We start from the raw sequence: 18,616 nt of genomic DNA on the forward strand, positions 1-18,616 counted from the left end.
GTTGTAAGTAAACCACCCATTTCAAATCAATGAAACCCTTGGGGTATAGGAATTCTAATTCCTAATTCCATTAGCGTAGCGGGGCGTGGCCCATTTCAAATTCCGCGCCCGCTTTACTAGGCTCTGGCTTCTCGTGCAATTTCTGGCTGAATAATTGGTTCAGCCTTTCTTGGCACCAAAAATCTTCTAAACTGCATATATGAAGCTGGAAGTACTAACAGTGTTAAAGCAGTAGAGGTAAACAATCCACCTAATACTACAACGGCTAGTGGCTGAAGAATTTCTTTGCCTGCACCACTACCAATTACCAGTGGTACCATACCCAATGCTGAAGCCAATGCTGTCATCAAAATAGCAACTAAGCGTTCCATCGATCCTTCCATCAAAACCTGCGGTAAAGGTTGTCCTTCTGCCAATCTGGCATTGTAGTTCTCAACCAACAAAAGTCCGTTACGTGCTGCTACACCAAATAGAGTAATAAATCCTACCATTGAAGCTACGGAAATGATGCCACTTGTCAAGGCTATGGAAATCACACCACCAATTAATGCCAAAGGCAAATTAATTAAAATCATCATGGTTGCAGGAATTGATTTAACAGCAAAGTAAAGGATAAGTGCGATCGCCATAAATGCTAATGCACCAGCCGAAAGTAAAGTTTTCGTCGCTCCCTCTTGCGCTTCAAATTGACCACCGTATTCAATAAAATATCCAGCGGGTAATTGCACCTGTTGCTTAACTCTCTCCCGAATATCCTTAATTACAGAACCTAAATCTCGTCCAGCCACGTTGCTGGATACGACAATATAGCGAGAGACGTTTTCGCGGTTGATGGTATTGGGGCCTGTAGCATAGTTGATTTTTGCGACTTGGGCTAAGGGAATTTTTTGTCCGTTGGGTGTATCAACTAGCAAATTTCCGATAATTTCAATATTGTTACGGTATTTTTCTTGCAACCAAACCACCATATCAAAGGTTTGTTGTTGCTCCAATACTTGGGAAACGACTCGCCCATTCAGTGCAGTTTCTACTACCTCTGACAATTCGCCAATAGTTAAACCATAGCGGGCTGCTGCGTCGCGGTCGAATTGAATTTGTACCTGTTTAATTGGTACTTGCGGTTCTAGTTGCAAATCTACTAGACCCGAAACCTGGCCCATAGTTGATTGTACTTGTTCACCAAGGGTGCGGAGTTGTTCCAAATCGGGGCCAAAAATTTTCACAGCGATCGCACTCCGTACACCTGAGAGTACCTCATCCATCCGGTGCGAAATGAACCCGCCGATATTGGGAACGACTCCGGGAATTTTATCAAATTCTTTACGAATCGTTTCAATTGTTTCTTCTCGATCTTTTGCCCCCTCCTCGCTGAGTTGGACATCTATTTCCGCCCCATTTACACCAGCTACCTCAGTATCCCCCACAGCCCGTCCAGAGCGCAATTGAGCCGTTTCAACCCCAGGATTTTTTTTCAGGGCTTCTTCGATCGCTATGCCTACTTGATTAGTCGCATCCAGAGACTGACCAGGCATTAAAACTGCGGCGATCACCAAAGAGCGGTCTTGGAATTCTGGTAAAAAAACTTGCCCTAAACCCAGCATAATTACCAATGAAGCCACAAAGCCAGTGATCGCCATTCCTAAAATAATTTTGGGGCGGCGCATAGAAAATTTCAAAGCCGGACGGTAAAGTTTATGGGTTTGTTTTTCTAACCAAGTTTCTGTACTGGGTAATCTTGTATTCGTTAACAACAGGGCGCACATTGCTGGGGTTAATGTCAGCGCTACTAAGGTGGAAGCAGCAATTGACAGCAGATAGGCTAAACCCATTGGTGCAAAAATTCGACCTTCCACACCAGAGAGGGCGAAAATTGGTGCAAAGACAACTGCAATAATAATTGTGGCGAAGAGGACGCTAACCCGCACCTCAACTGAACCATTAAAGACTACTTGCAATGGTGGAATGGGATTACCTGCTAATTGGTTTTCCCGCAAGCGGCGGTAGACGTTTTCCATATCTACAATGGCATCATCTACCACTGAACCAATAGCCACCACCAGTCCGCCCAAAGTCATGGTGTTAATGCCTTGTCCTGTCCAGTTCAGAATCATCATTCCTAATAACAAGGACACGGGTAAGGCGCTCAAACTAATGATTACCGTGCGCCAATTCATCAAAAACAGAATCAGAATGATAGAAACGATGATAGTGCCATCACGCAAAGCTTCTTCGACGTTTTTGATCGAGGCTTCGATAAAATCTTCCTGACGGAAAGTAGTTGTAATTTTGACATCTTTAGGCAGACCGGCCTGAATTTCCTCTATTGCTTTTTCAACCGCCTTCGTTACTTTTGGCGTATCTGCTGTTGGCTGTTTGTTGACTGTCAAAATTACCGCTTTTTTACCCGTAAAACTGCCATCGCCGCGTTTGAGTGCTGCACCGATTTGGACATCCGCCACTTGTTCTAACAGTACTGGCGTGCCATTTTTGGCTTTAATTACTGATTTTTTCAACTGCTCAATAGATTCAATCCGCCCTACCCCTCGCACTAATGTCTCTTGGTCAGGAGTAATTAAAAATCCCCCTGGTGCATTAGCGTTGGCGGCGGCGGCGGCTTTGGTGACATCATCAAGGGAAACATTAAACGCCTTCAGCTTATCAGGGTTAACCAACACTTGATACTGACGCTCATCCCCACCAAATATGACGATATTACTTACACCAGGGACAGCCAACAGGCGGTTCTTCACTTGCCAGTTGACAATCCGCCAGACCTCCATTATTGAAGTGGTTTCAGAGGTAAAGGCGTATTTGACAGTCCATCCTAAAGGTGAACTGACGGGAAGAACCTCTGGATCTTCTACACCTTGCGGTAGTTGACTGCGTGCTTGTTGCAACCGTTCTGTCACCAATTGACGAGCGCGATAAATTTCTGTGTCCAAGCTAAAAGTAGCTCTCACAGCAGAAAGACCTACAGCCGAGGAAGAACGCAATGCTTCCAGTCCTGGGGTACCGTTGATAGCACTTTCTATTGGTCGGGTAACTAGGGATTCAACCTCCTCTGCTGCAAGTCCTGGTGCTTCGGTCATAATTTCGACCTGGGGTGGAGCAAAGTTGGGAAATACATCCAGTGGCATTTGCGTAAGGACGAGAAAGCCCCAAACAGATATGAGGATGGAAGCAATAACTATTAGCCAGCGTTGGGCAATAGACCATTTAACAATATAATCAAGCATTTTTAGACGTTTTAAGGGATGTCTGCTTGCTGTGCAGCTAAGTAAGTTTAAAGATCAAGTACTTTACCTACTCTCCCAAATGAAGATGAAATTGAGATGAAATTTTTAGCTTAAACTTCAAGTTGCCTCACGTCTGTCCCTTCGGGAAGCGTGGGATGAATTTTTGGGCATTGTTACAAACCATCAACAGCAGGATGGCAAACGTCAGCTTTGATGATTTTACGTGATTCCAATTGTTACCGTAATAGTTGACATAAAGTAGTTTAATTTGTTCTTGGGTGTAATGTCTTTCAATCACAAAATTGCGGCTGCTATAACTGGAAAAATTTGAGCTAAAGCAGCCCATAGTTTCCTCAACAATTCGATAACAAAATTGAATAACCCAACTATTTGTAAGGTTTTTTTAAAAGTTGGGTTTGACAATTATTTGAATTAGTTACATCTGAATCTGCTCAAGGAGAGCTTGTGTTTGCTTATACGGAAGAGTATCTCCTTGCCGTTGAAACAGACTTGCAGCTTGCTCTAAATCATTAATGGCATTTTTGCGATCGCCTAAAGCATATTCAGCAAGTCCTCGGTTGCCGTAAGCATCAGCTAAATTGGGGTTGATTTGTAGGGCTTGGTTAAAGTCAGCGATCGCCAGCTTGTGATTTCCCTGTCTATAATTCAAAAAGCCTCTATTGTAGTAAGCATCTACAGACTTCGGATCAATTTTTATTACCTGGTTAAAGTCGGTAATCGCAGCTTGAATGCTTCCTAGTTCCGCATGAGCAGTCCCCCGACTGTTGTAAGCATCTGTATGGTTGGGATTTAATCGCAGTGCTTGATCAAAGTTGATAACGGCTGCTTTAAAATCTCCTAATTGAGATTTTGCCAAACCTCTCAGGCAGAAACCCTCATAGTATGTAGGATTTAACTGTACTACCCGACTAAAATCTTCTATTGCAGCGTTGAAGTTGCCTTGCTCAAGCTTTTGCACACCCTGGCTATAGTATTCCTGATAATTCATCTGTTGGATGTGCGTTGGTGCTTTCTGTGCAGCATGAACAGCAACAGGTATTCCACTCAGTACGCTACTCGTTATTCCCAGAATGGCAACAGAAGAGTGAATATAGTTCATAGCTTAACTTTCTCCTTGATATATTTATCAAGACAGATACACGAGATTGTTCTTGACTAGATCCATCCTAAGCGGTTTAAAGCTTGAAACCCACTCAACCCAAAATACTTTGTAATAGCAACCAAACATTTAGGCCGACGATAATAATAGCAACTAACCAAGCTAGAGATTTTAGCCACAGGGGATTTACAAACTCTCCCATTAAGTGACGGTTACTTGTAAACATCACCAATGGAATCACTGCAAACGGTAACTGCAAGCTAAGGATAACTTGACTAAGAACTATGAGGCGGCTTGTGCTATTTTCCCCAAAGATAATAATCGTAATCAACGCTGGAATAATAGCAAGCAGACGGGTAACTAAACGCCGTAACCAGGATGGAAGGCGAAATTGTAAAAAGCCTTCCATGACAATCTGCCCAGCCAGAGTTGCAGTCAGTGTTGAACTTTGCCCGGAAGCAAGTAAGGCAATGCCAAAAATAGCACTAGCAGCACTAACACCTAATAATGGTGAAAGTAATTTGTAAGCATCTTGAATTTCTGCCACATTCTGATTACCAGAAAAATGAAATGTTGCGGCAGACACAATTAAAATTGCTGAGTTGATAAACAGTGCCAAAGATAGAGCAAAAGTTGAATCAATTGTGCCAAACTTAATTGCTTCCCATCTTTTTCCAGTAGTAGGTTGCCAATCACGGGTTTGCACAATAGATGAGTGTAAATATAAGTTGTGAGGCATCACTGTTGCCCCTAAAATGCCAATAGCAATGTAGAGCATTTCTGGGTTTTGTAAAATTTCTTTCTTGGGCAGATATCCAAACATTATCCCCCTCATATCAGGTCGAGAGAACAGAATTTCTGCTGTGAAACAGATGCCTACGGTTGCTACCAGCATTATTACCAGGGCTTCTGTATAGCGAAAGCCTTTACTTTGCAGGAATAGCAATACCAAGACATCCAGCGCAGTGATGCACACACCCCATAGCAAGGGAATACCGAATAAAAGTTGCAGGGCGATCGCACTTCCGAGTAGTTCTGCCAAGTCACAAGCGGCGATCGCAATCTCACACAGTATCCACAAACAAAAGCTTACCCTTCGTCCGAAATAATCCCGACAAGCCTGCGCCAAATCTCGCCCCGTAGCAACTCCCAAACGTACACACAAAGATTGCAGCAATATTGCCATCAAGTTCGACAGCAGGATCACTGTTAACAGAGTATAACCAAACTTTGACCCCCCAGCGATATCTGTTGCCCAGTTTCCAGGGTCTATGTATCCGACTGAAACCAAATACCCTGGGCCTCCATAAGCCAGCATCTTGCGCCAAAAGCTGTTGCTGTTAGGGACTTTTATACTGCGGTGAACCTCTGGTAAGCTAGGTCTGTTTTCTGGGGGAGTCATTTACTTTGCCGTTTAATATTTTCATATTATTTTCATAATTTATCTTTTCATATTCTTCTCATTATTTGGGAATATCTGGCATGAATATTAATCTTCTCAAGATTTTTACTTGTGAAATCTTGTCTCACACCAATAATTTTTGTATTTTTTTATACTTCTGATAGAACAAAAATCTAATAAGATTTGAAGTTCGTAAAGAATTTTTTTGCAATCAAGTTGCACAATGCTTTTTGATTGATGAATTACCTAAATTAATTATGAGAGGTAAAAAAATGACCAATCAGCAACTAAAGATTTGATTCATCTAAGTGTTCCTCTACAGAACGGTATAGGTTAATGATGTGACTATCAGCCAAACTGTAATAGACATTCTTACCTTCTCGACGATAGTTGACCAAACGCATCGCTTTAAATAATCGCAGTTGATGACAAACAGCTGATTCGGTCATTTTTGTTAATGCAGCTAAATCGCAAACACACAACTCTTGGAAAGCCAAAGCTGAGAGGAGGCGTAGGCGATTCGGATCTGCTAGGATTGCAAAAACTTCTGCTATTTGCTGTGCTTTAGAAGTTGCTAATATTTGCGTTTGAGTTGAACGCACATTATCTAAATGCACCAAATGAGTGTCACAGCTTGGCACATCAGGGTTTTGTCGGTTGTCGAAGTCTTGCTTTGCCTTGCCCTTGTTCATGCCTTTACGCGTAAGTAATGGTTATCAATTTCATAGTATCTAAAATGATAACCATTGTACAATTGAATAGTTATTCAATTGTTGTAGTAAGATATTGGCAGTTAACTTTGTAGTTTTTTATGTAAAGCTGCTATGACTCAAACCCCTTCCCTCAAAACCCAGTTTTTGCAAGTTGATGGTATGGACTGCGGAAGCTGTGCTAAGACAATTGAAGCCAGCTTGCAACAGCTACCCGGTGTGATGGAAGCATCAGTGAGCTTTGCAACTGCAAAAGCCAAAGTTTTATATAACCCGAAGATCCTGAGAGAAGCTGAAATTATAAATCGTATAACCACCTTGGGTTATACAGTTGAGCAGACTAGTGAACTAAAGTCTCATAATCACAGCAATTCTTGTGAAGGTGAACACGACTATAATCACGACCACGTTAAAGCGGACGTTAGTCAAAAGTTGCAGGCAAAAGTCGGTGGGATGGATTGTGGCAACTGTGCCAAAACTGTTGAAGTTGGCTTGCAGCAAATCGCTGGAGTTTTAGAGGCATCGGTTAGCTTTGCGACTGAAAGAATGCAGGTATCTTACGATCCGCAACAAGTTAGTGAAAAAACAATTTACGACCGAGTTAAAGCTTTAGGTTATACAGTTGAACAGAGTCATGAAGTAAAGCCCCATAATCACACCTCTGACTGTAATGGCAACCATGACCACCATCACACCCATTCCCATGACAGCGACCATGAGCATTTGGAAGTAGCCTTTCCTCAAAAACTACAAGCAAAAATCGGTGGGATGGACTGTGGCAGCTGTGCCAAAACTGTTGAGGTTGGTTTGCAGCAACTCGCCGGAGTTTTAGAGGTATCGGTTAGCTTTGCGACTGAAAGAATGCAGGTATCCTATGACCCGCAACAGGTAAATGAACAGACAATTTCAGATCGAGTTCGGACTCTGGGTTATACGTTTGAACAAATTGGTGAGATAAGCTCTCATCAAGATACCCACAGTCGTGACCACGATAATTCAGTCTCGAAACCAACTCAAAAACGCGACCCAGCAAGCTGGAAATTCTGGATTAACAACCGCCGAGGACAGAGCGTAATTTTAGCGGGATTGGGGTTAATCCTGGGTTTGCTGACTCAACATTTGGCATTACCGATCTGGATAGCAAGGGCTTTTTATGGAATTGGCATAGTAATTGCAGGCTATCCTATTGCACGGGCAGGTTTGTTTGAGTTGCGCTTGCGCCGTGCCGATATGAATCTGCTGATGACTATTTCAGTTATTGGGGCAGTAATTTTGGGGGACTGGTTTGAGGCAACGCTAGTCCTGTTTTTGTTTTCTTTGGGTACAACACTGCAAGTTTTCACCTTTGGTCGCACGCGCAATGCTATCAGCGCTCTCATGGATTTAACTCCACCTACTGCTACTGTCAAGCGGGGGAATAAAGAAGTTACAGTTCCTGTTGAAAGCATTCAAGTTGGTGAAATTTTGACGCTTCGACCCGGAGGGCGCGTGGCGTTGGATGGCATAGTTATTTCTGGCAGCAGTGCCATTGATCAATCGCCAATTACAGGAGAGTCAATTCCAGAAGATAAAGAAAAAGGCGATACTGTCTTTGCCGGAACATTGAATCAATCAGGCTTTTTAGAAGTAAAAGTAACTCACACTGTTAGTGATACAACTGTTTCTAAAATTATTTATTTGGTAGAATCAGCCCAAGGAAGTCGCGCTCCTTCTCAGCAGTGGGTGGATCGGTTTGCAGAGGTCTACACCCCGATTGTAATTTTGATTGCGATCGCCATTGCCTTAATTCCGCCCTTGGCTTTTGCTCAACCTTTTAACGTCTGGCTCTATCGGGCGCTGGTAATGTTGGTAATAGCCTGTCCCTGTGCCTTAGTAATTTCTACTCCTGTTTCAATTGTCAGCGCCATTGGTGCAGCAACTCGTCAGGGCGTTTTGTTCAAAGGGGGTAATGCACTGGAAACGGCTGGACGCCTTACCACCCTTGCTTTTGATAAGACTGGTACAATTACGCAAGGACTACCCGTTGTACAGAAGGTTTATGACCTTGGGACGGTAAGTGCAAATATGGTATTACAGATTGCAGCTTCACTAGAACAACAGTCAGAACATCCGCTCTCCAAGGCAATCGTAACCAAAGCTCATGAACAAGGCATGGAGTTAGAAACACCTATTAACTTTACGGCACTACCTGGGAAAGGGATTCAGGCAAACTTTGGTGAGCTGGTGTATTTCGTAGGCAATCAACGGTTGTTTTTAGACCAAGGTATTCGCTTATCTGGTGAAGTGGAATCTTTGTTGGCTGAAATTGAACAACTCGGTCAAATTCCGGTGCTGATAGGGACAAATGAAGGGTTATTGGGAGTGATCGCACTTTCCGATGGCATCCGCTTGGAAGCTACAGAAGCCCTGCGACAATTGAGGCGGGTTGGATTAAAGCGGTTGGTAATGTTGACAGGCGATCGCACTGCTGTTGCCAAGCAAATTGCCCAGCAAGTTGGAATTACAGAGTACCGAGCAGAACTGCTACCCGAAGATAAACTTGAAGAAATTCAACTCCTACGTAAAAAAGGAGTAGCAGGCATGGTTGGAGATGGTATTAACGATGCCCCTGCGCTTGCTGCTGCGGATATCAGTTTTGCGGTTGGTGGAATAGATATTGCTCTGGAGACAGCAGATGTCGTGATCGTGGGAAGCGACCTCAGACGACTTGCTTATGCAGTAGAACTAAGCCGTCGCACTGTATCTGTAATTCAACAGAATGTTGTCTTTTCTTTAGTCACAAAAGGTTTATTTCTGCTGTTGGGAACCTTTGGATTTGTTGGGTTAGCTGTAGCCGTCTTAGCAGATACAGGAACTTCCTTATTAGTTACTGCAAATGGAATGCGGCTATTTAAAACCAAGACTGTCAAGGATTAAGCAATGGTACACGACCACAGCCACAAGTATCAGGGACACGCACACGGACAGGGCAACTACAACCGCGCTTTCGCAATCGGTACTGCCCTCAATGCTATTTCTCTAATTAAAGATAGTCTGAGGCAGTTTCAACTTACTTGCAAGCTATGACGCTCGGTTCAGTCTGACACCTTGTCTCTTGACAGAAGCGATCGCTATAGTTAAGAATTCGACTACCAGCTGCCATGCACCACAATGTCACACCAATCAAAGATTAATATAAGCTTGATGGGAGCGGTATTTCTGTCAATGCTTGTCACCCCAGTGTTAGCACATAACATCAAACTATCGGGGGATGTGGCTGGTACTTGGCACGTTGAACCAAATCACAGTCCCAAAGCAGGAGAAACAGCGAGAGTCTGGATTGCACTTACCCGCAAGGGAGGGAAAATCTTGCCAGTGTCGGAGGCGAATTGCCAAATGGCTGTCTACTCTCAACCTCGTAAACAGGAAGGAAGATTCGCCTGTATTACAGCCTACGGTGCACTCGTTCTAGCCCCAATGTACCTTCTTGAATTAAGTCTAGAAACTCAACATTGCGTTTTGGGTATTTTTTAGCAATAGACACCACTAACCGCAGATTAGCCTGAATCATCTTCTGCTTGGCAATTTGTCTTTGACTTAGTTGTTGCAGCAGCACATCTTCTTTCAACTGCATCTTGTCAGCCCATTCTTGCAGAGTCGGTTCACGCTGTAATTTTTCAGATAGTTCTTCCTTCCCAGTAAGCATTGCCATCATTTGCTGAACTTGTTGAGCAAAAAAAATTTCTTGTTCATGGGTTAACAGAGCTACACGTCCAATTTTATGAAGATAGATATGTACTGTATCTGCTGTAGATGAAAATTCGTTATTCTTGCGCTTAACTTTAGTTAATTGGGATGCTGAGTTAGGCATGAATAGGTTAGCCTCCATTGAATAAATCTTGAATAAACAAATGTTCAAAAAATTATAAATAAATATAAACTAATCGAAAGGATGAAAATATTGTAAACTTCCTCACTAGCTCTATCTGAAGTAGTTATCGTGACATTTTACAGAGGTTACTAAAATTTAAAAAAGTGTAAAGTTACTCATTAAACAAGAGACATAGTTATCAAAGCTTTTAACATTTTTAATTTTCACAAATCAAAGGAAGGGTGAATATTTTTGGCAGTTTATTGTTTCAGGAGATGAAAGCTGTAAAATTCGCATTTCATCCCTATCCCCAAAATCAATTTTCCAACACAGATTCCGCTACCTTTCCATTTTCCACAACAGCCGCACTTTGCTTAGGTAACAAAAACCTACCAAACTTCGAGTACAAAGCAGGTAAAACCAACAAAGTTAACGCCGTAGAAGTAAACAACCCACCTAAGACTACAATCGAAAGAGGTTGCAAAATTTCCTTCCCTGGTCCCACTGAAATTATCAACGGAACTAAACCCAAAGCTGAAGTTAAAGATGTCATCAAAATAGCGTTGAGTCGTTCCATTGACCCAGCAATTAATACTTCTTTTAAAGACATTCCTATCGCAACTTTTGTAGTGTAATTATCTACTAATAATAATCCGTTTCGAGTAGCCACACCAAACAAAGTTACAAATCCTACCAATGAGGCTACAGAAACAACTCCTCCTGTAAAAGCTACCGCAATTACTCCACCCACTAATGCAATGGGCAAGTTAATCATAATCATCGCTGTTGAAGCAATTGATTTTACAGAAAGATACATTAGTACTGTAATCACAACAAAGGAAATAGCACTGAAAATCAGAATATTTTGTGAGGCTCGTTCTTCTGCTTCAAATTGACCTCCATATTGGATAAAATAACCTGAAGGAAGTTGCACTTGTGCCTTAACGTTATTTTGAATATCTGTCACTACAGAGCGCAAATCTCTGCCTTTAGCATTAGCAGATACCACAATTAAACGCGAAACATTTTCCCGGTTGATAGTATTAGGCCCAGTGCCATAGGCAACCGTAGCAACTTTAGCTAAGGGAATTTTATTACCATCAGGGGTATCAACTAACAAATTCTCAATTGTTTGTAGATTTTGGCGATACCGTGGTTGTAACCACACAACCAAATCAAAGCTTTGTTGCTTCTCTAAAACTTGAGAGACTGTTCTTCCATTGAGCGCAGTTTCAATAATATTAGATAATTGTCCAATAGTTAAACCGTAGCGAGATGCAGCAACACGGTCAAACTTAATTTGAATTTGTTCAACAGGGATCTGTGGTTCGAGTTGTAAATCTACAATTCCCGGAATAGATTTTATTGCGTCTTCAACTTGCTTTCCAAGCTTGCGAAGTTCTTCTAAGTCGGAACCAAAAATTTTGACCGCGATTTGACTCCTGACCCCAGACAAAATTTCATCAATACGGTGAGCAATAAATCCACCAATATTAGATGCAGCCCCTGGTATTTTGTTAAACTCTTCGCGCAACCATTCCACAGTAGCTGCACGATTTTTCATTCCTTTGTCACTCAACCCAATATCAAGGTGAGCCAAATTCACAGGTGCAGCATCCGGATCATTGGGGGCGCGTCCGGCGCGTAATTGAATATACTTTAATCTAGGGTCGTCTTTGAGTTTATCTTCCAAAGCAAAAGCAGCACTATTCGTAGCTTCTAAAGATGTACCAGGGTAAAGTGCTAAGGTATTTACCAAAGTTGATTCTTGGAATTCAGGTAGAAATGCCCGTCCTAAAGTTGGGAAAATTATAATTGCTGCTATCATTCCCGCCGCAGCCAAAGTAATCACAACTACCGAATTGCTGATAGCAAAATTGAGAAAATGGTAATAAATCCTTTTGCAAATTCTTGGTACAAAGGGTTCCCTTACTGACATTTTATCGTGAGGTAATAAAATTGCACATAAAGCCGGACTTACAAGCAGCGCTTCTAAGCTAGAAACTACAACTACTACCAGATAACTAAGACCCATCGGGCCAAAAATCCGACCTTCTACACCAGCGAGGGCAAATATGGGAGAAAAAACGACAATAGTAATTAAAGTTGCCCCAATCAAAGATTCCTGGACTTCCTGTACTCCTTCAAAAACAATTTCCAGTACTGGACTAGGGTTGGGAGAGTATTTATTTTGTCGCAACAAACGAAAAACATTTTCTGCATAGACAATGGCATCATCGATCGCTGTACCAATGGCGATCGCTAATCCTCCCAAAGTCATTGTATTTAGCCCCAAGCCCAAAAAAGATAATACTTGCAATGAAAATATAAAAGTCAGGGCAAAATTCAATAGCACAACTCCCAGAGTCCGCCAATTCATTAAAAAAGGGATGAGGATAACTGCTGCAATAATACTACCTTCCACCAAGGCTGACCTGACATTTTCCACCGAAGCATCGATATAATCTGCTTGGCGGAAGGTTTGATTTACTTTAATTTCTTTTGGTAAACCTGCTTTTAGCTCAGATATTGCGGCTTCAATAGCACGGGTGACGGTGGGAGTATCAGCTAAGGGTTGTTTATTCACTATCAGCACAACAGCATCTTTCCCATTTAAACTACCATCGCCGATTTTCACAGCACCACCAATTTGCACTTCGGCGACATCTCCCAGGCGGACGGGCGTTCCTTGACGGGCGACAACGACAGATTGTTGAAGATCATCAAGAGATTCAATCCGCCCAATTCCCCGAATTAAAGTTTGTTTGTCAGGGGTAGTCAAAAAGCCACCAGGAGCATTGACATTTGCCGCTTGTACGGCTTCACTTACCTGTTGTAAAGATACATTAAAAGCTTGTAGTTTGTTGAGGTCTACTAACACTTGATACTGACGCACATCGCCGCCATACACAAGTACCTGACTAACACCGGGAACTGCCAAGAGGCGATTCGTTACTTGCCAATCAACAATTCTGCGGACTTCCATGAGGTCGATTTTAGTAGCAGATTGGTTATTGCCTTCCGCTTCCACAGTCAAGGCGTACTTTAATACAGTACCGATGGGGGAGCTTGTAGGGGCAATTCGTGGGGTTTCGACTCCTTCTGGTAGCTTGCTTATGGCTTGTTGCAGTCGTTCTTGTATCAACTGGCGGGCTTGAAAGATATCTGTTCCCCAGCCAAAAACAATTCTGACTACAGAAAGTCCTACTGAAGAAGAGGAACGAACAGTGGTTAAGCCTGGAGTTCCATTAATGGCACTTTCAATTGGTAATGTCACCAAAGATTCGATTTCTTCTGGCGCTAGTCCAGGGGCTGCTGTCTCAATTTCGACTTGGGGAGGTGCAAAGGCTGGAAAAACATCCAGTGGCATTTTGGGGATGGTATTAAAGATAATAACTAATGTGGAAATGAGGGCAGCAATTACTACGAGCCAGCGTCGAGAAATTACCCATCTAGCAACTGTACTAATCATTTGGTTTTTGGTTAATAAATGGCGAAGGGTTTATTTATTCCTGATAAACGGGTGAGTAAATTTAAATATTAGGTGTGTCTGTTGCTAGCATCAAGCCCCGAATCAACCTAAATCAACCCAAAGCGAACTATTCCTAAATAGGATATGAACAAACTACATTCTTATACTCTCTGCGCCTGTAGCGTGAGATTTATAAACTGTCTGTTCACAATCTAAATAGTCTTGCTGTAGGTTAGTTTGATGTTAGAAAATCTAACAGAACCAAACTTCAGGTATTTATTATCTGCAACTTCGCTAATCAGTAACCACCATCTGAATGTCGAGGACGATCGCGCTCCTCAAGATTTTTATCAGAAGTAGATGTAGATATGGTTGGTTGCTTGTGGTTGTCGAGATAAACCTCTGTTTCATAATTGAACCCGCCGTACTCTAAATTACCTGCTGGTACTAAACGGGTACGACGATTAGACCAGAAAGCACCTCCCATGAAAGCAACTGTCGCAAGTGCTACTCCTCCACCTGCTGTTAACCACAAAGGTAGTGGGAAACTGTTAGTTTTAACTTCAGTTTCTTCTGCGTGAGAACCACTTTCTTCATTGTGTTCTTCTTCTGCTTTACTATCACCCCGCAATGATTGAGCATAAAGTTGGGGCGCACGTTGGGTGACGATCGCATCTCCCTCAAACAAACCCGTCTTCACCTCAACCATGTCTCCAGAGGTTTGACCCAAGGTCACTTCCGCAGATTGGAAAGCATTCCCATTTTGGACGTAGATTATTTTTTTTCCATTCGCATCGACTACAGCCGAGCTAGGAACCGCTAAGATAGATGCCGATGATTGGTTTGTTAGTACCTCTAATTCCGCAAACATTCCAGGTTTGAGTTGTCCGCTTGGGTTATTTACTTCAGCTTGTACTGGGACAACCCGTGTTTCCCCTTGTACTACCGCACCAATCTGTGTAATCTTTCCAGAAAAAGTACGGTCTGGTAAGCTAGCAACTTTTAGACTTACTCTTTGACCTACTTTTACTTTGTCTAAATCTTTTTCATAAATATTGGCTGTGGCAAAAACCCGATTATCATTGACAATAGTCATGAGTGTGCCACCTGCATCATTAAAAGTTTGACCAAGGGTAACTTGGCGATCGGCAACTTTACCGGAGATGGGAGCAGTCACTGTCACCAATCCCTTGGCGTTAGGACGGTTGCCTATTTGTTGCAGTCTAGTATTATAAGCAGAATCACTAAGACGTAAACGCTCTTGTGCTACTTGAACAGCAGACTCAGCGCGTTTCATTTGGGCTTCGCTTTCAATGACATCTCGTCTGCTGTCGGCTGAGGTGAGTTTGGCTTTTGCTTCCGCTAATTGTGTCTGAGATTCGAGCGCGTTGCGACGTGGTAAAGCGCCTTCATTCGCTAACTGTAAATCCTTATTATATTTTTCTTCAGCAAATGCTACCTGGCTTTGTGCTTGGGCAATGTCGGCGTTAGATATTTGCCAATACCTTTGATAATTTTGTTGAGCTAATCTGGAATCGGCTTGCGCTTGCTGCAAAGAAGCTATAGCTTCCGCTCGTTTTTCTTCGGAACTAACCCGTAACTCTATCAAGTCAGGACTGGTGACAACGGCAAGGGGTTGACCCTTTTTGACTACAGCGCCGGGTTCCACCAACAATTCAACCACTTTTGCCCCTGTAATTGGGGTATTCACTTCTACTTTTTGGCTAGGTAAGGTTTCAATCTGTCCAGTACTTTTAATACCCAAAGCCAGCCGTTGCCGTTTCACTGGCTCGACTTTAATTCCCAGCCTCTGGGCAGTTTCGGCATCAACTTCGACAGAACCACTTGCTTCGCTTCCACCACCCTGAAATGAACTTCCACCAGTATGATCGTGTCCAGCACCAGCTAACACAGCCGTGGGAGTTGTCAGTAATAAAAGGCTCAGGAGTGTGCCGGAAACACAACGAATTACTGTAGGTGGTTGGAGACTGTTAGAGATTCCCATCGCTATTTTGTGTCCTTGAGTTACTATCGTGTAGATTTGTGCTTAGACGTTGGTTGACTTTTTAAGCGGGATTTCGAGAACCCCTTTTGGCAAGCAAGCGGTTTCACTCTTGGAATTTGTTCACGAAGCCAACTTAACCACTTAACTTAATAGTTTTTCACACAGATATGAAATTGAGATGAAATTAGGACGAGCGATTAGCATTCAAGTAAAAGTTATTTGTATTTGTTGGTAATGGACATATAGCACGCTATCTACTGGCATTTGCTCTCCAACAGAAGCCAGGTTTGACAGCCAAATAAATGTCGCATTTTCTTTTAGATACATAAGTTTTACGTCAAGTGTTTCTTGAAAGAGGGATAGCTGAATGTAATACTCAGCAATCCCAACAGCCTCTAATTCAACCTTAAATTAGAAATATCGGAGATTTATGTCACTTAATTGCAAAATCGAAGACAATTGCAAATGCCGCATCCTTATACCATTTCTTTATGAAGCTGCGCTAAATAAAGCTTCAAGAATAAAGTCGTAAGAAGTGAGAGAGGCAATCATGGAAGGTGTAATTGCTTTAAGAACATCAGTTAACTTCTGCTGTAGTTGTGTGAGGGTTTTACAGTTTTTCCATTGGAGTTGAGATTTAAGAAATTCCCAAAACCGCTCAATTGGGTTGAGTTCAGGAGAGTGAGGAGGTTGAAAAATAGGGATAATGTTATCTGGATAATCGAGAGCTTTCGCTTTGTGAAAAGACCCTTGGTCGAACTGGATAACCGCGATATCATCGCCAAGGTCAGCAGAGAGCAACTCCAAAAAGTGTTGAAAACAATCACTATTGAGGTAGGGGAACTCATAGAAAAAGCTGTATCCACTTAGGGGTTCTACGACTCCGTATAAATAAAAATTTTCACGTTGCCATTGGCTTAAACCCACAGGTTTAACTCCTTTAGCCGTAATTAAACGTCCTGCAATTGTCTTTAATCCTAAACGTGTTTCATCTTGGCACAAGTACCTCAATCGTTTACCTTCTCCAAATTCCTCCTGCAATAATTTGAATGCTAGAGGAAGTTTTTTTTAAAGTGAGATAGGCTTTCTGGGTGTTGTTTGCTGCTTTGAGGACGAGGCACCTTCAACTTCGCACCCAAACGCTTGCGAACAATTTCATACACTGTTTTGTAGGCAAGTGAAAGTCCTAATTCGCTCTTGAGCCATTGTTGAATTTGACCATAGCTTTGAAACCCAGATGGTTCCTGCAACTGCTGTTTCAAGCGTTCTAAGTCTGAACCACTGATGCTAGGGACTTTCCCTGGTGCATGTTTTACTTCAAGCAAGCCCCTTTGTCCTTCATCTTTATACTTTCTCACCCAACGAGTTATGGTTGCTTCATCACGCCCTAAACGTTCTGCTAGCGATCGCCTGCTGCTCACTTGACCACTCTTGAGCCAATAGAGCATTTGTAATCTTTCTTTGCTGCTTGCCTGTGTGACATGTCTAAGAGCTTTCTCCAATTCTTCTTGGCTTTCTGAAATCTCGATTTGGAATGGACGACTCATAACAAAATTACTAAATGCACCCATCTATAAGTTTGACGTAATTTAGCGCATTTTCATACAGAATTGGTATTACACCAGCCAATGTCCCAGATCAAGGTTAATGAAGTTATCTGTATTAAAGGCAGCACCCTGATAGTTTTTTACACACCTGGTCAATGCTGGGAATTCCGTATCATCAGCCGCACGGGTGGGATATTCGGTGAACAAAAGATTTATTACACGGCTGCGGCGGCGTTGACAACTGGGTTGAGTTGGCTCCGAGATGAGTTGTAATGATGAATGCCATAGCTCATCACTGTAGCAACTGGTCACATAGCCAGGTGGGAAGTAATGCAGATATGGTATTTGGAACAAGTAGTGCTAATGTACTACAAGACTGGTAATATAGTATTTTACTAAGCACCAGTTGGCCTAACTTCCTAATGCTTCACTCTGCTTCTAAGTGAGAAAGATAGTTCACGTAGATATGGATGCTTTTTACGCATCGGTAGAGCAGCGTGACAACCCTAGCTACCGAGGCAAACCGTTAGTCGTCGGTGGCAGTCCGAATCAGCGAGGCGTAGTTGCAGCAGCCAGTTATGAAGCTCGTAAGTTTGATATTAACTCCGGTGCGATTCGTTACTAAACAAAAACACGTTAATAATGTGTGTATAACTTAATCAGTGTAATCTAGACAACTAGACACTGAACTCTCAGATTGATGTAGGTGCAAGTCCTACCCGCTCGATTCTGGCGTGACTCCTTATCTGCCCACACCGACTAAGCTCGATTCTTAGAGAGTGAAGCTGGGAACAGGACACAATCAGACATCTGTTATGAGATGACACTGGTGTTAATAGGGAGTTCCTATGGTGAAACAGAGCCTAGAAAAGTAACCTAAATACAAGCAGGGCATAAGATAAGAACCCCTGACTTTATCAGAGTCAAAACCTGCTGTATGTCGGAGTTATAACAGCAAGAATCTAAGGTTTCTGATGGTTAAAGTGGCTACACCTAACGGAACTATCAATCATCTGAGGGAACGAATAAAAACGAGTTAAGGGTCTTAGAGCAGTCGTACTCTAGGTAGGTAAGACGAGATACGGAAACCCCTTAATTCGGGTAGGATGCGGCGTAATTGCTGCAAGGTATTCAGAAAACGCTTTCTTGGAGTAGAGCATGATTAGGCACAGTGTAAAAACTAGTAGTCTGCCAAGGCAACTTTGCTTGGTAGCCCCTGTTTTTGATAAGCTACTGAAAAATCAGAGAGTAGCATGCATGGTAAAAAAGTACAT

At 42.5% G+C, this 18,616-nt stretch carries 11 protein-coding genes and 1 pseudogene; 3 read left to right on the forward strand and 9 right to left on the reverse strand.

All coding sequences use genetic code 11. The features are described 5' to 3' along the window. Positions 1–116: 116 nt before the first annotated feature. From V7L12_RS30645 to V7L12_RS30660, 4 genes are all read right to left on the reverse strand, one after another. On the reverse strand, positions 117–3,236 hold the full coding sequence (locus V7L12_RS30645; RefSeq protein WP_335090166.1) for an efflux RND transporter permease subunit: 3,120 nt from the start codon (positions 3,234–3,236) through the stop codon (positions 117–119). A 436-nt stretch (positions 3,237–3,672) separates the two neighbouring features. Next, positions 3,673–4,356: a tetratricopeptide repeat protein gene (locus V7L12_RS30650; protein WP_335090167.1), complete on the reverse strand. Its 684-nt coding sequence runs from the start codon at positions 4,354–4,356 to the stop codon at positions 3,673–3,675. Between the two features lie 94 nt (positions 4,357–4,450). Continuing rightward, the gene (locus tag V7L12_RS30655) at positions 4,451–5,758 is read right to left on the reverse strand and encodes an Nramp family divalent metal transporter (protein WP_335090169.1); all 1,308 of its coding nucleotides are present in this window, start codon (positions 5,756–5,758) and stop codon (positions 4,451–4,453) included. Between the two features lie 287 nt (positions 5,759–6,045). Continuing rightward, positions 6,046–6,450 carry an ArsR/SmtB family transcription factor gene (locus V7L12_RS30660; protein WP_335090170.1) on the reverse strand — a complete coding sequence of 135 codons (405 nt, stop codon included), beginning with the start codon at positions 6,448–6,450 and terminating at the stop codon, positions 6,046–6,048. Positions 6,451–6,582: 132 nt separating this feature from the next. Between V7L12_RS30660 and V7L12_RS30665 the strand changes: the two genes are divergently transcribed. Next, positions 6,583–9,384 (forward strand): heavy metal translocating P-type ATPase, encoded by a 2,802-nt coding sequence (locus V7L12_RS30665; protein WP_335090172.1) that lies wholly within the window; start codon positions 6,583–6,585, stop codon positions 9,382–9,384. Positions 9,385–9,910: 526 nt separating this feature from the next. Here V7L12_RS30665 and sigB read toward each other — a convergent pair. The 5 genes and pseudogenes from sigB to V7L12_RS30690 form a co-directional block, all read right to left on the reverse strand. Beyond that, positions 9,911–10,318 (reverse strand): annotated as a pseudogene (gene sigB / locus V7L12_RS30670) (sigma-70 family RNA polymerase sigma factor SigB); the annotation flags it as partial. Positions 10,319–10,634: 316 nt separating this feature from the next. Continuing rightward, positions 10,635–13,790 (reverse strand): efflux RND transporter permease subunit, encoded by a 3,156-nt coding sequence (locus V7L12_RS30675; RefSeq protein WP_335090173.1) that lies wholly within the window; start codon positions 13,788–13,790, stop codon positions 10,635–10,637. A 298-nt stretch (positions 13,791–14,088) separates the two neighbouring features. Next, on the reverse strand, positions 14,089–15,795 hold the full coding sequence (locus V7L12_RS30680) for an efflux RND transporter periplasmic adaptor subunit (RefSeq protein ID WP_335090175.1): 1,707 nt from the start codon (positions 15,793–15,795) through the stop codon (positions 14,089–14,091). A 489-nt stretch (positions 15,796–16,284) separates the two neighbouring features. Next, positions 16,285–16,806: an IS630 family transposase gene (locus V7L12_RS30685; RefSeq protein ID WP_335090177.1), complete on the reverse strand. Its 522-nt coding sequence runs from the start codon at positions 16,804–16,806 to the stop codon at positions 16,285–16,287. A gap of 41 nt (positions 16,807–16,847) precedes the next feature. Continuing rightward, positions 16,848–17,342, reverse strand: a complete 495-nt coding sequence (locus V7L12_RS30690; protein ID WP_335090179.1) for a helix-turn-helix domain-containing protein — start codon at positions 17,340–17,342, stop codon at positions 16,848–16,850. 81 nt (positions 17,343–17,423) lie between these two features. Here V7L12_RS30690 and V7L12_RS30695 point away from each other — a divergent pair, with 81 nt between their 5' ends. Together V7L12_RS30695 and V7L12_RS30700 are read left to right on the forward strand one after the other, a co-directional pair. Continuing rightward, the gene (locus V7L12_RS30695) at positions 17,424–17,615 is read left to right on the forward strand and encodes a hypothetical protein (protein WP_335090181.1); all 192 of its coding nucleotides are present in this window, start codon (positions 17,424–17,426) and stop codon (positions 17,613–17,615) included. A 193-nt stretch (positions 17,616–17,808) separates the two neighbouring features. Continuing rightward, positions 17,809–17,967 (forward strand): Y-family DNA polymerase, encoded by a 159-nt coding sequence (locus V7L12_RS30700; RefSeq protein ID WP_335090182.1) that lies wholly within the window; start codon positions 17,809–17,811, stop codon positions 17,965–17,967. Positions 17,968–18,616 lie beyond the last annotated feature (649 nt).

It is taken from the genome of Nostoc sp., assembly GCF_036918245.1.
In the GTDB taxonomy this organism is placed as follows: Bacteria; Cyanobacteriota; Cyanobacteriia; order Cyanobacteriales; family Nostocaceae; genus Nostoc.